The sequence below is a fragment of the Lysinibacillus sp. FSL L8-0312 genome, assembly GCF_038003285.1.
Taxonomy (GTDB): Bacteria; Bacillota; Bacilli; order Bacillales_A; family Planococcaceae; genus Lysinibacillus; species Lysinibacillus fusiformis_D.
Genome location: NZ_JBBOOV010000001.1, coordinates 2,244,326 through 2,257,121, shown reverse-complemented (window position 1 = coordinate 2,257,121; position 12,796 = coordinate 2,244,326). Strand labels below are relative to the sequence as shown.

14 protein-coding genes and 1 riboswitch are annotated in these 12,796 nt (G+C 38.6%); of the genes, 12 read left to right on the top strand and 2 right to left on the bottom strand.

Features of this window, described 5'->3' with window-relative positions:
* Positions 1-24 precede the first annotated feature (24 nt).
* Positions 25-912, top strand: a complete 888-nt coding sequence (locus MHI22_RS11425; protein WP_330493984.1) for a 5'-3' exonuclease — start codon at positions 25-27, stop codon at positions 910-912.
* 86 nt (positions 913-998) lie between these two features.
* Here the strand turns inward: MHI22_RS11425 and MHI22_RS11420 are convergent, their stop codons facing one another.
* Both MHI22_RS11420 and MHI22_RS11415 read right to left on the bottom strand, forming a co-directional pair.
* On the bottom strand, positions 999-1,502 hold the full coding sequence (locus MHI22_RS11420; RefSeq protein WP_271913619.1) for a C39 family peptidase: 504 nt from the start codon (positions 1,500-1,502) through the stop codon (positions 999-1,001).
* Between the two features lie 59 nt (positions 1,503-1,561).
* Entirely contained in the window at positions 1,562-1,876 is a 315-nt protein-coding gene (locus MHI22_RS11415) for a thioredoxin family protein (RefSeq protein WP_036119622.1), read from the bottom strand.
* 376 nt (positions 1,877-2,252) lie between these two features.
* Here MHI22_RS11415 and MHI22_RS11410 point away from each other — a divergent pair, with 376 nt between their 5' ends.
* The 11 genes from MHI22_RS11410 to MHI22_RS11360 all read left to right on the top strand — a co-directional run bounded on the left by MHI22_RS11410 (position 2,253) and on the right by MHI22_RS11360 (position 12,552).
* Positions 2,253-4,637 carry a 3-hydroxyacyl-CoA dehydrogenase/enoyl-CoA hydratase family protein gene (locus MHI22_RS11410; protein WP_340811991.1) on the top strand — a complete coding sequence of 795 codons (2,385 nt, stop codon included), beginning with the start codon at positions 2,253-2,255 and terminating at the stop codon, positions 4,635-4,637.
* Between the two features lie 49 nt (positions 4,638-4,686).
* Positions 4,687-5,859: an acetyl-CoA C-acetyltransferase gene (locus MHI22_RS11405; protein WP_058844823.1), complete on the top strand. Its 1,173-nt coding sequence runs from the start codon at positions 4,687-4,689 to the stop codon at positions 5,857-5,859.
* A gap of 126 nt (positions 5,860-5,985) precedes the next feature.
* Positions 5,986-7,770, top strand: coding sequence for an acyl-CoA dehydrogenase family protein (locus MHI22_RS11400; RefSeq protein ID WP_036119631.1), 1,785 nt, complete (start codon positions 5,986-5,988; stop codon positions 7,768-7,770).
* A 57-nt stretch (positions 7,771-7,827) separates the two neighbouring features.
* The gene (locus MHI22_RS11395; protein ID WP_170832566.1) at positions 7,828-7,989 is read left to right on the top strand and encodes a hypothetical protein; all 162 of its coding nucleotides are present in this window, start codon (positions 7,828-7,830) and stop codon (positions 7,987-7,989) included.
* Between the two features lie 12 nt (positions 7,990-8,001).
* Positions 8,002-8,358: an arsenate reductase family protein gene (locus MHI22_RS11390; protein ID WP_330493983.1), complete on the top strand. Its 357-nt coding sequence runs from the start codon at positions 8,002-8,004 to the stop codon at positions 8,356-8,358.
* 206 nt (positions 8,359-8,564) lie between these two features.
* Positions 8,565-8,945, top strand: a complete 381-nt coding sequence (gene gcvH / locus MHI22_RS11385; protein ID WP_036119635.1) for a glycine cleavage system protein GcvH — start codon at positions 8,565-8,567, stop codon at positions 8,943-8,945.
* Positions 8,946-9,035: 90 nt separating this feature from the next.
* Complete coding sequence (locus MHI22_RS11380; protein ID WP_036119638.1) at positions 9,036-9,377, top strand: TOPRIM domain-containing protein; 342 nt, start codon at positions 9,036-9,038, stop codon at positions 9,375-9,377.
* Positions 9,378-9,391: 14 nt separating this feature from the next.
* A complete protein-coding gene (locus MHI22_RS11375; RefSeq protein WP_036119641.1) occupies positions 9,392-9,703 on the top strand; it encodes a thioredoxin family protein in 312 nt (103 codons plus the stop codon).
* A 56-nt stretch (positions 9,704-9,759) separates the two neighbouring features.
* A riboswitch (SAM riboswitch) is annotated at positions 9,760-9,863 on the top strand.
* An 83-nt stretch (positions 9,864-9,946) separates the two neighbouring features.
* Entirely contained in the window at positions 9,947-10,975 is a 1,029-nt protein-coding gene (locus MHI22_RS11370) for a methionine ABC transporter ATP-binding protein (protein WP_036119655.1), read from the top strand.
* The gene (locus tag MHI22_RS11365) at positions 10,965-11,633 is read left to right on the top strand and encodes a methionine ABC transporter permease (protein WP_036119643.1); all 669 of its coding nucleotides are present in this window, start codon (positions 10,965-10,967) and stop codon (positions 11,631-11,633) included. The genes MHI22_RS11370 and MHI22_RS11365 overlap by 11 nt, the downstream gene beginning before the upstream one ends.
* 70 nt (positions 11,634-11,703) lie before the next feature.
* Positions 11,704-12,552, top strand: a complete 849-nt coding sequence (locus MHI22_RS11360) for a MetQ/NlpA family ABC transporter substrate-binding protein (RefSeq protein WP_036119645.1) — start codon at positions 11,704-11,706, stop codon at positions 12,550-12,552.
* The last annotated feature ends 244 nt before the right edge of the window (positions 12,553-12,796 follow it).

Here is a 12,796-nt window from a genome sequence, read left to right as displayed (position 1 = left end):
ATTGTAATAGAGAGGAAATATAGCATGACAACAAAACCAAAACTATTGATTATTGACGGGATGGCCCTGTTATTCCGGTCATTTTTCGCTTCCGCTGCAATGGGGCATTTTATTCGTCTGGCAGATGGAACACCGACTAATGGAGCCCAAGGATTTGTGCGACATGTGTTAACGGCACAATCGATCATGAAGCCAACGCATATGGCTGTTTGCTGGGATATGGGGGCACATACATTCCGCAATGATTTATATGATGGCTATAAAGCGAATCGCCCAGCACCACCAGAGGAAATGCTCCCTCAATTTGATATGGCGAAAAATTTATCACAGCAAATTGGCTGGCAAAATTTCGGAGTGAAGGGCATGGAGGCTGATGATTTAATTGGCTCGATGATTACCAAATGGCAGGAACAGGCAGATATTACTGTCATTAGTGGTGATAAAGACTTGCTTCAGCTTTTAAGACCATCTACAGAAATTGCTTTTATGAAAAAAGGCTACACAGAATACGATATTTATACACATGCTCGCTTTAAAGAAGAATATAGTATTGAACCAACACAGTTTGCACAGGTTAAAGCCTTTATGGGTGATACAAGTGATGGCTATCCAGGTGTGAAGGGGATTGGTCCTAAGCAAGCACTAACGTTAATCCAAACATATGGCTCGATTGACAAAATTTTAGCGTCGCTCGGTGAATTAAAGCCAGGGCAACGGACAAAAATTCAAGAGAATTTGGACATGCTGAAATTATCCCATGAGCTTGCAACAATTCAAACGAATGTTCCAATTGATGCCGATTTTACAAGCCTTATGTTACCAAACTATGAACCGCAAATTTTTAAAGAGATAGAAGAGAGTGGCTACACGCTAATTGCAAAGCATGCACGCTCATTATATTCCCTTATTTAATGGATCATCACAGAGTATAGCAATATGCTCTGTTTTTTTATGAGAAATGAGTGGAGAGAGCAAATAAGGACGTTTCATTATTTGCCCTACTGAGGTGTTATTTTAACGAACGATAATACTTTGTCATTGTCTTTGTAGAGAGCCTGCCGAATTTGACTGTCACGTTGTGGCCCACCATTATCATGAAATATTAACGATAACGTATCATTTTTTATGGTATAGCCAATAAGCGGTACCCAATGGTAGGCAAATGTTGATTTTTTATTCTGCCACTGTAGGCTAAAATAGCGGTCAAAACGCATAGCAACAGGGCGACCTGCGTCAATTTCTTGTAAAGCTTCTTTTAGTGAACAAGTTCGAATATCCCAGGTGGGTTGCAGTTCGCGGAGGTTGTGAATCAGTCGCCATTTGAACAAACCAATTTTTGTGCCACCAAGCTGTCGATAAAGCTTATTAATAGAAGGAGCTGAACTGTTCAAATAGTTTAAAATGACGTAAATCGTAGTGGGCCCACAGGCAGAATTTCGATAGCTTGGTGCAATGGATGCATCATATTGTGATGTTCCATATAAGGCCAATTGTTGGTGCATCATGTTTCCCTTCCAAAAAGAGCTGCATTTCAAGAAGAAATGCAGCTCTTTATTCATTATTATTGTGCAGCTAAAAATTCTGTTACTTGCTGAGGTGTTTTGGCATTGGCACTGTGTAAGTGTGCAAGTTTTTCACCGTTTTGGAAAATCAATAAGCTTGGGATTCCCATAACATCATATTTGTCAGCGATTTCTGGAAGCTCATCACGATTTAGCTCATACCAATCATATTGGTTGTACTCTTCAATGATTGGATCGATGAACATATTCATGCGTGTGCAATCTGGGCACCAGCCAGCGTAAAATTTCACTAGCACCTTTTGGTCACCAGCGATTAGTTCATTAAATTGTTCTGCAGTAGTAATTGTTTTCATCAGTATTCACTCTCCTTGCTTTTCATTCTACACATTTTTCTCTCAACCTGAAAGTTTTCTGTTTGGCTGTTTTGAGCGCTACATATTGTCTGCTTTTAGCTCGTAAAGAACAAAAAAAGATGTATATTGCAAAAATAATTCTTGAAAAAAGATTGCTAAATTAGACAAAATAATCTACACTAAAAACAGAAAAGTAGTTTTATCTTCATTCATTAAGAGTTGTAATGAGAACGGAGATAAACCTTAGTAGTGCTTGGTTGAATGGAGTGAATCTCATCCAACAACAAGACAAAAATCCACTAAGGTACACTTGATATTTTTTTGGCCAAAAAATGAATGGCTATTCATTCAATGGGAGAATAAGGGGGAATTGCTTGTGACTTACAACATTAAAAAAGCAGCTGTTCTAGGTTCTGGGGTGATGGGCTCTGGAATTGCAGCACATTTAGCAAACATCGGTATACCAACATTACTATTGGATATCGCACCGAAGGAACTGACGCAAGAGGAAGAAGCAAAGGGTCTTTCTTTAGCGCATCCAGCTGTAAGAAATCGTATTGTAAACGGAGCTTTGCAAAAGTTATTAAAGCAAAAGCCAGCACCACTTACTTCTAAGAAAAATTTATCACTACTAACGGTTGGCAACTTTGAAGATGATCTAGGGAAACTAAAAGATGTAGATTGGATTATCGAAGTTGTTGTGGAAAATTTACCAATTAAACAAAGTCTCTATGAAAAAATTGATGCTGTTCGTACACCGGGAACAATCATTAGTTCAAACACATCTGGTATTAGTATTGATGCTATGGCAGAGGGACGTTCAGATGATTTTAAAAAGCATTTCCTTGGCACACACTTTTTCAACCCACCTCGCTATTTAAAATTACTAGAGGTGATTCCTGCTAATACAACTGCTCCTGAAGTAGTTAGTTTCATGAAAACATTTGGGGAAGATGTGCTTGGTAAAGGTGTTGTACTGGCGAAGGACACACCAAACTTTATTGCAAACCGCATTGGAACATATGGTTTACTGATCACATTACAGGAAATGTTAAAAGGTGGTTATTCAGTTGGTGAAGTAGACTCTGTAACAGGTCCACTTATTGGTCGTCCAAAATCTGCAACTTTCCGTACACTAGACGTTGTTGGTTTAGATACATTTATTCATGTAGCAAAAAATGTTTACGACCAAACAACAGGTGAGGAACAGCAAGTATTTGCAGTACCCGAGTTTTTACAAAAAATGGTTGAAAACGGCTGGTTAGGTGCAAAATCGGGTCAAGGTTTCTTCTTAAAACAAGGAAAAGAGATACTTGAGATTGATCCAACAACATTATCGTATAGTCCAGCGAAAAAGTTAAAAACAGCTTCTATTGAAATGGCGAAACAAACACGTGGGTTAGCTAATAAAGTGAAGGCATTAACCTATGCAAAGGATCGTACAGGTGAGTTATTGTGGGGGATCTTTGCTCCAACATTAATTTACTCAGCACAGCTACACGGTGAAATTGCAGATGATGTTGTAGCCATTGATAATGCTATGAAATGGGGCTTCGGCTGGCAACAAGGACCATTTGAAATTTGGGATGCTATTGGTGTACAAGAATCTGTAGCAAAAATGGAGGCTGAAGGTCGAGAAGTCCCTGCATTTGTCAAAGAGATGTTAGCGAATGGCTTTGAGACATTTTATTCTGAATTAGATGGCGATTTAGCTTACTATGATGGTTCGCAATATGTGAAAGTTCCAGTCAATGAAAAAGAGATTAACTTAAAGCGCTATAAGAAAAAGCATGGCGTTATTAAATCAAACACAGGTGCTAGTTTAATAGATTTAGGTGATGGAGTTGCACTGCTTGAGTTCCATTCACAATCGAACGCAATCGGTTTAGATATTATCCAAATGATTAACTTTGCGGTTGATGAAGTAGAGGCTAACTATAAGGGCTTAGTAATCGGCAATCAAGGGAAAAACTTCTGTGTAGGTGCAAATCTAGGGATGATTTTAGTAGAAGCACAGGATGATAATATTTTTGAGCTAGATTTCGTGATTAAGGCATTCCAAGATGCTATGCAAAAAATCAAATATTCACGTAAGCCTGTTGTGGCAGCACCTTTTGCCATGACATTGGGTGGAGGAGCAGAGGTTTGCTTACCAGCTGCACATATTCAAGCAACGATGGAAACGTATATGGGCTTAGTGGAAGTTGGCGTTGGTTTAATTCCAGGCGGCGGTGGTAATAAAGCGCTTTATCAAAAATTCCTAAAGGGCTTACCGAACGGCGTAGATGTAGACTATCAACATATTGCTAATAAAGTATTTGAAACAATTGCAATGGCGAAGGTTTCAACTTCTGGTGAGGAAGCACGTGAAAATAACTTCTTAAACTTTGCAGATGGTATTTCTGTTAACCCAGACCATCAATTATATGATGCGAAGCAAGCTGCATTAGCGCTTTACGAAGCGGGCTATCAACCACCTGTACCAACAAAAGTGCCAGTGGTCGGTGCATCAGGCTACGGAACATTACTCATCGGTGCGCAAGGCATGTTTGAGTCAGGCTTTATTAGCGAACATGATTTAAAAATTGCTAAAAAATTAGCTTATGTCATTGCGGGTGGTAAGGTTCCGTACGGTACATTAGTTGACGAACAGTATCTATTGAACTTAGAGCGTGAGGCTTTCCTTAGCCTTGTTGCTGATCCACTTTCTCAGCAAAGAATGCAACACATGCTGTTAAAAGGTAAACCACTTCGTAACTAATTGACAAAATAGATCAATCTTGCATATGAAACAAAGGGGGATTAATACGATGCGTGAAGCCGTTATTGTAGCAGGAGCACGAACTCCAATTGGAAAAGCAAAAAAAGGTTCTTTAGCAACAGTAAGACCAGATGATTTTGGTGCTGTTGTAGTCAAAGAAACATTGAAAAGAGCGGGCTATGAAGGACCGATTGATGATTTAATTTTAGGCTGTGCGATGCCTGAAGCAGAGCAAGGGATGAATGTAGCACGTAGTATTGGGGCACTAGCAGGATTACCAGATACAACTCCTGCGCTAACGATTAATAGATTTTGTTCATCAGGTTTACAGGCAATTGCGTATGCAGCAGAGCGAATTATGCTAGGTCATTCAAAGGTGATTCTAGCTGGCGGTGTCGAGTCTATGAGTATGGTGCCGATGGTGGGGAATACACCACGCTTAAATCCGACATTAGCTGAAACGGCTCCGCAATATTATATGGGTATGGGACATACGGCTGAGGAAGTGGCTCGCCAGTACAATGTTAGTCGTGAAGATCAAGATGCTTTTGCAGTTCGCTCGCATGTTCTTGCTGAAAAGGCGATTAAAGAAGGCAAATTCAATGATGAAATTGTACCAATCGAAGTGGAACAGCATTACGTAGACGATCACAATAAACCACAAGTAAAAAAATTTACATTTAGTATGGATGAAGGTGTACGACCAGGTACATCAGTTGAAGGCTTAGCAAAATTGCGTCCAGCTTTCCATGTAAAGGGCAGTGTAACGGCTGGTAATGCCTCTCAAACTTCTGATGGTGCAGCAACTGTACTAGTGATGGATCGTGAGGAGGCCGAACAGCAAGGACTGACACCAATGGCAAAATTCCTAGGCTTTGCAGTTGGTGGTGTGCCTCCTGAAGTAATGGGAATTGGTCCGATTGTGGCAGTACCTAAAGCGTTAGAAATTGCAGGTTTATCCATAGATGACATTGATTTATGGGAAATCAATGAAGCATTTGCTTCTCAATCATTACAGGTAGTACGTCATTTAGGCATCGACCAAGAAAAAGTCAATGTCAATGGTGGAGCAATTGCATTAGGTCACCCTCTAGGTGCTACAGGAGCTATTTTAACGTTAAAGCTTATTCATGAATTGAAGCGTCAAGGGAAGAAATATGGCGTGGTGACAATGTGTATTGGCGGCGGCATGGGTGCTGCTGGTGTATTTGAAATTTTATAAAATTTTCTAGATCAGCTTGAGGTGTACGGTTTACGGTTGCCTCCGAACATGTTCACATCAAGCTTTTCTATACATGTTCATTTGGGGATTAAACAATCAAAATAGATATATTGGGAGGAATTTATCATGACTGAAAAAACAACTGATTTCATTAAAGGCGGCGGATTTCTAATTGAAGATGTGGAATTAAATCGTGTATTTACACCAGAAGATTTCACTGACGAGCATAAGATGATTGCTAAAACAACAGAGGAATATGTAGCAAATGAAGTTTTACCAGTAGTTGAAAATTTAGAGCACCATGAATTTGAGCATTCAGTGCGTCTCCTAAAAAGTGCAGGCGAATTAGGTTTGCTTGGAGCAGATGTGCCAGAAGAATATGAAGGGCTTGGACTAGACAAAGTTTCTTCAGCTTTAATTGCTGAGAAAATGTCTGTTGCAGGTGGTTTTTCCATCACACATGGTGCACATGTTGGGATTGGTTCACTACCAATCGTTCTATTTGGTAATGAAGATCAAAAGAAAAAATATTTACCTAAGCTTGCTTCAGGTGAATTAATCGCAGCATATGCATTAACAGAGCCAGGCTCAGGTTCAGATGCTCTAGGGGCAAAAACGACTGCGAAATTAAATGAGGCAGGCACACATTATATTTTAAATGGTGAGAAGCAATGGATTACAAATGCAGGCTTTGCTGACGTATTTGTTGTTTATGCAAAAATTGATGGTGATAAATTCTCTGCCTTTATCGTAGAACGTGCCTACAATGGCGTTTCAGTAGGCCCGGAAGAGAAGAAAATGGGGATTAAATCATCGTCAACTCGTACATTAGTATTAGAAGATGCGGAAGTACCTGTAGAAAATCTATTAGGTGAAATTGGTCGTGGGCATGTCATTGCCTTCAACATTTTAAATATTGGTCGTTATAAGCTTGGTGTGGGCACAATTGGTGGCTCTAAACGTGCATTGGAGTTAGCTATCCAGTATACAAACCAACGTCAGCAATTTAAAACAAAGCTTTCTGATTTCAATCTAACAAAAGAGAAATTGTCAACAATGGCTTCTCAATTGTACGCGTCCGAATCATTAAACTATCGTACTGTTGGTCTATTTGAGGATCGTTTAAGCCAGTTAAGCCTTGAAGAGCAAAAGCAAGGAAAAGTAATTGCAGGTGCTATTGCTGAGTATGCAATTGAATGCTCTATTGCGAAAGTATTTGGGTCGGAAACATTAGATTATATTGCAGATGAAGCCGTACAATTACATGGCGGTTATGGCTTTATGGCTGAATATGAGGTAGAGCGTATTTACCGTGATTCTCGTATTAATCGAATTTTTGAAGGTACAAATGAAATTAACCGCATGATTGTCCCTGGCACATTTATGAAAAAGGCGCTAAAAGGCGAACTTCCTTTATTACAAGTTGCTCAAAATTTACAGCAAGAGCTGCTAATGTTAATGCCAGAAGACATCGGTACAGAGCCACTAGCACAAGAAAAATATTTAGTGAAAAATGCTAAGAAGATTGCTGTATTAGCTGCAGGCTTAGCAGCACAACGCTTTGGTGCGAAGCTTGATCAGGAGCAAGAGGTATTAGTGAATATTGCCAATATCGCTAACCAATTATTTGCAATGGAGTCAGCTGTCTTACGTACAGAAAAGGCAATTGCTCGTGATGGCGCTGAAAAAGCACAGCAGAAATTGCTATACACGCAAATCTTCTGCCAAGAAGCATTCACAGAAATCGAAAAGGAAGCAAAAGACACAATTCTTGCTTCAGCAGATGGCGATGCAGCACGTATGACATTATCTGCACTTCGTAAATTAACACGCAATAATCCTTATAACTTAATTGCGAAGAAACGTGAAGCTTCTGTTAAACTAATCGAAGCTGAAAAATATATTGTTTAATAGCATACACTTTCACTTAGCTATCTGTAAGAGGATAGCTAGGTTTTTTTATGAGAGATGGATAGAAGCGTGAAACTGACGGATAGAACAGCTAGATTGACGGATAAAATGGAGAAAGTGATGAATAGAACAGCAAAACGGATGGATAGGCTTACGAAAATGAGAGAAGTTCCACCATTCGAAACAATTATGATGGTATACTACAGAAAAAGACAGTAGAGGAGCATTTTAATGACGATTCAATTTATCCATTATCCGAAATGTACGACATGTAAAAAAGCACAAAAGTGGTTAAATGATCATGAGGTTTCCTATGAAGAGGTACACATTGTAGAGCAATCGCCAACAAAGGATGAAATAAAAGCCATTTGGCAAGCCAGTGGACTGCCTTTGAAGAAATTTTTTAATACATCGGGTATGAAATATCGTGAGCTTGGTTTAAAGGACAAGCTAGCGGAAATGACTGAAGATGAGCAGCTGGAGCTACTTGCTTCTGATGGGATGTTAATCAAACGTCCAATCGTAACGGATGGCCAAAAAGTAACGCTAGGGTTTAAAGAATCAGATTTTGAGCAAACTTGGAAATAGCCGTATTTAAACAGGATCGAACGACTCTTCTAACCGAGATAAAGTCACCGGCAGATGTCACAAATTTTTAACAGAGATGTATTTCAAGTAACTTGAAAAAATTGTGGACTGCAATTAAGCTCGCACGTAATTGAATCTTGTTTTTATAGGAGAAGTATGGCACACTGAAAGTGAATATATTACATATTTATGGAGGGGTTTTTTGCATGAGCACACCTAAAGACTTACGTTATTCTGAAGAACATGAATGGGTAAAAACAGAAGATGGAAAAGTACGTATTGGTATTACTCACTTCGCACAATCTGAATTAGGAGATATCGTTTTCGTTGAGCTTCCACAAGTTGGCGACGAAATCAAAACAGATGATCCATTCGGTAGCGTAGAATCAGTTAAAACTGTTTCTGAATTGTATGCACCAATCTCAGGTACTGTAGTTGAAGTAAATGCAGATTTAGAAGATAGCCCAGAATTCGTTAATGAATCACCATATGAAAAAGCATGGATGATCGTTGTGGAGCCTGCTGATGCATCAGAAGTTGAAAAACTAATGACAGCAGAGCAATACGAAGAAATGATCGCTGAATAAGACAAGCTATAATCGAAAAACGTCGGAAACTACCGGCGTTTTTTGTTATATAATGACTTATAATGGGGATGTCTAAATGGAGGTGGCGTAATGTTCGAGGGAAAATGCTTAATAGTAGAAGGACGCTCAGATAAGCTACAAATTGAGCCAATTTTAAATGAGAATGTTACAATACTATGTACGAATGGTACAATTGGTGTGCATCAATTAGAAGAGCTGCTCGATCCCTATGAGAGCTGTGAGCTATTTACTTTTTTTGATGCAGATACTTCAGGCGATAAGCTGCGTGCATTAATGGACAGACATTATCCAGAGGCAGAGCATTTACGTACAATGCCAACCTATAAGGAAGTAGAGACGACACCAAGAAAAGTGTTAGCGATGATATTACTGCGTGCACATTTTTCAATCCATAATGAATATATTTTGTAAGGTTGAGTGAGGAAATGGAAGAATGGTCAAAAGAGCAGTGGGAAACGGCTAAACAGTCGGGACAGAAAGCTGCATTTTATTTATATACACCGATGTGTGGAACGTGTGCAGTGGCATCTAAAATGATGGCCATTATTGAACAATTACTGCCACAGCTACCAATAGGTAAAGCGAATATAAATTTTTTAGAGCATGTTGCTGTTGAGCATCAAATTGAAAGTGTTCCGTGTTTACTTGTTAGTGATGGCGGAAAAGTGACAGATAAGATTTATGCTTTTCAATCCGTACCATTTTTATACGAATTGTTAAAAAAATCAATTGACTGAACTTTACTAGCGTGGTAAAGTATCAAATATATTACTAAAACATTAAATATATCGAACTCTTATAAAGAGTGGCGGAGGGAAGTGCCCTATGAAGCCCGGCAACCATCACAAAGTGAAAAGGTGCCAAATCACTCAAAGATTTTTCTTTGAAAGATGAGAGAACGGTTTAACGTTATTATACGTGACCCCTTCTACTTGTCTGTGAGTGAAGGGGTTTTCTATATGAGAAAAGGAGTATTCGCTATGATCCAGCTTCAAAATATTACGAAGAAGTACAAAACAGCAAATGGCGAATTAACGGCAGTCAAAGACGTCAACCTTACCATCAATAAAGGTGAAATTTTTGGCATTATCGGCTATAGTGGCGCTGGTAAGAGTACCATGATTCGTTTATTAAACGGTTTAGAGAAACCGACAACAGGAACAGTAACGGTGAACAGTCAAGAATTTTCATCGATTAAAGGGCAAAAGCTTAGAGCAGCTAGACAAAAGGTAAGTATGATTTTCCAACATTTCAATTTACTTTGGTCTAGAACAGTTGCCGAAAATATTGCATTTCCTCTAGAAATAGCAGGTGTTTCAAAGGCTCAACGTGAAGCACGAGTAAAGGAATTAATTGCACTTGTTGGTCTAGAGGGACGTGACAGGGCATATCCATCCCAGCTTTCTGGTGGACAAAAGCAGCGTGTAGGGATTGCCCGTGCACTAGCGAATAATCCAGAGGTTTTACTATGTGATGAGGCGACTTCCGCACTCGATCCTGAAACGACGGATGCCATTCTTGATTTACTCGTTGATATCAATGAACGTTTAGGCTTAACAATCGTTTTGATTACCCATGAAATGCATGTCATCCGCAAAATTTGTCATCGTGTAGCGGTCATGGAGGCAGGCGAAATAGTGGAACGTGGTGAGGTATTGCAAGTTTTCCAAGCACCACAAGCGGCTATTACTAAAAAATTCGTATCTCAGATTACGGATACAAAGGAAACACAGGATACGGTGGCACAAATCAAAACAAATTATCCAACTGGACAACTTGTCAAACTGATTTTTGTTGGTGAAAAGACCGAGCAGCCGGTTATCTCACATCTTGTGAAACAATTTGATGTAGAAGTAAGCATTGTTCATGGTAATATTTCGCAAACGAAAAACGGTGCATACGGTACACTGATTGTGCAAATTGATGGCTCGAAAACAAATGTGGCTGAAGCCCTTCGTTATTTAAATACAGTCGAAGTACAAACGGAGGTGATCGCAAATGCTAACTAATCTTTTTCCAAACGTAGACTGGGAAAATATGTGGCAAGCTATGTATGAAACATTGTACATGACGGCAATTTCTACAGTTGTCACATTTATTCTTGGGTTAGTCATTGGGATCGTTCTATTTTTAACAAGCCCTAATCAGCTATGGGCTAATAAAATGGTTAACTTTTTAACGGGTTCAATCGTTAATATTTTCCGCTCCATCCCATTTATCGTGTTAATTATTTTATTAATTCCATTTACGAAATTCTTACTTGGTACGATTCGGGGAGCAAATGCGGCATTACCTGCTCTAATTATTGGTGCAGCCCCGTTCTACGCTCGTATGGTATTGATTGCGTTACGTGAAATAGATAAAGGTGTCATTGAAGCAGCCCGTTCAATGGGGGCAAAAACATCCACAATTATTTGGAAAGTACTGATCCCTGAATCTTTACCAGCACTAATTTCAGGAATTACTGTAACGGCTGTTGCCCTCGTTGGTTATACTGCAATGGCAGGGATTATCGGTGCAGGTGGTCTTGGTAACTTAGCTTTCCTAGACGGCTTCCAACGAAATCGCCAAGATGTGACATTAATGGCAACTATTTTGATCTTAGTAGTTGTATTTATCATTCAATGGATTGGTGATCTCATAACGGTGAAGATCGATAAACGTTAGTAAGACTAAAAGAGGTTAATCCGGTTCTAACCGCTAACATATTTGAAACAAATAAAAGGGAGTGTCATAAATGAAAAAGTTATTAGCAGGATTATTTTTATCTATACTTGTACTAGCATTAGCAGCTTGTGGTACAGATAAAAAAGAAGATGCCAATTCAGCATCTGATCAAACAGATAGTAAAGACAATGTAACATTAAAAGTAGGTGCTTCTAATACACCACACGCAGTCATCCTAGATAAAGCAAAACCAATTTTAGCTAAAGAAGGCATCGACCTTGAAATTGAAACTTATACAGATTATGTTCTTCCAAACCAAGATCTAGATTCAAAAACACTTGATGCAAACTACTTCCAACATATTCCATACTTGGAGTTACAAATTAAAGATAATGGCTATGATTTCGTGAATGCTGGTGGCGTTCATATTGAACCAATCGGTATTTACTCAAAAAAATATAAAACTTTAGAAGATCTGCCTGAAGGCGCAACAATCTTACTTTCTAACTCAGTATCAGACCACGGTCGTATGCTATCATTACTGGAAGCTAAAGGCTTAATTAAATTAAAAGAAGGTATTGATAAAACGGCAGCAGAAATAAAGGATATTGAAGAAAATCCTAAAAACTTTAAATTCGATGCGAATACTGCACCAGAAATGCTTGTACAAATGTATGAAAATGATGAGGGCGATGCAGTACTTATCAACTCTAACTTTGCGATCGATAATGGTTTAAATCCAATCGAAGATGCTATTTCTCTTGAAGACAAAGAATCTCCATATGTGAATATCATCGCAGTACGTGCAGGCGACGAAACAAGACCAGAAATTAAAAAATTATTAGAAGTATTAACTTCTAAAGAAATCCAAGACTTCATTTTAGAAGAATGGAAAGGTGCAGTAGTACCAGTACAATAATTCAAAGGGTAAGTGAGTGATCTAACTCACTTACTTTTTTATTAGCCCCCTCAAGTATTGCTCATTAATGATACTTGAGGGGGTTATTTTTATTGCAATTATTAAAAAATGTTGATTTACCAATAATTAATATAATTTAGTGTTGATTTTTTTAGAGTTAGAAAGTAATTCTGAAATTATTTGTTAAATAGGATGAACATTATTGCACAAATATTATTAAATTACATAAAATGTAGGTGTTTAT

Coding starts and splice junctions, on each gene's coding strand:
- MHI22_RS11420 (WP_271913619.1), bottom strand. CDS start 1,502: ATGCACCAACAATTGGCCTTATATGGAACATCACAATATGATGCATCC.
- MHI22_RS11425 (WP_330493984.1), top strand. CDS start 25: ATGACAACAAAACCAAAACTATTGATTATTGACGGGATGGCCCTGTTA.
- MHI22_RS11390 (WP_330493983.1), top strand. CDS start 8,002: ATGACGATTCAATTTATCCATTATCCGAAATGTACGACATGTAAAAAA.
- MHI22_RS11400 (WP_036119631.1), top strand. CDS start 5,986: ATGACTGAAAAAACAACTGATTTCATTAAAGGCGGCGGATTTCTAATT.
- MHI22_RS11375 (WP_036119641.1), top strand. CDS start 9,392: ATGGAAGAATGGTCAAAAGAGCAGTGGGAAACGGCTAAACAGTCGGGA.
- MHI22_RS11380 (WP_036119638.1), top strand. CDS start 9,036: ATGTTCGAGGGAAAATGCTTAATAGTAGAAGGACGCTCAGATAAGCTA.
- MHI22_RS11395 (WP_170832566.1), top strand. CDS start 7,828: ATGGATAGAAGCGTGAAACTGACGGATAGAACAGCTAGATTGACGGAT.
- MHI22_RS11370 (WP_036119655.1), top strand. CDS start 9,947: ATGATCCAGCTTCAAAATATTACGAAGAAGTACAAAACAGCAAATGGC.
- MHI22_RS11360 (WP_036119645.1), top strand. CDS start 11,704: ATGAAAAAGTTATTAGCAGGATTATTTTTATCTATACTTGTACTAGCA.
- MHI22_RS11415 (WP_036119622.1), bottom strand. CDS start 1,876: ATGAAAACAATTACTACTGCAGAACAATTTAATGAACTAATCGCTGGT.
- MHI22_RS11405 (WP_058844823.1), top strand. CDS start 4,687: ATGCGTGAAGCCGTTATTGTAGCAGGAGCACGAACTCCAATTGGAAAA.
- MHI22_RS11365 (WP_036119643.1), top strand. CDS start 10,965: ATGCTAACTAATCTTTTTCCAAACGTAGACTGGGAAAATATGTGGCAA.
- gcvH (WP_036119635.1), top strand. CDS start 8,565: ATGAGCACACCTAAAGACTTACGTTATTCTGAAGAACATGAATGGGTA.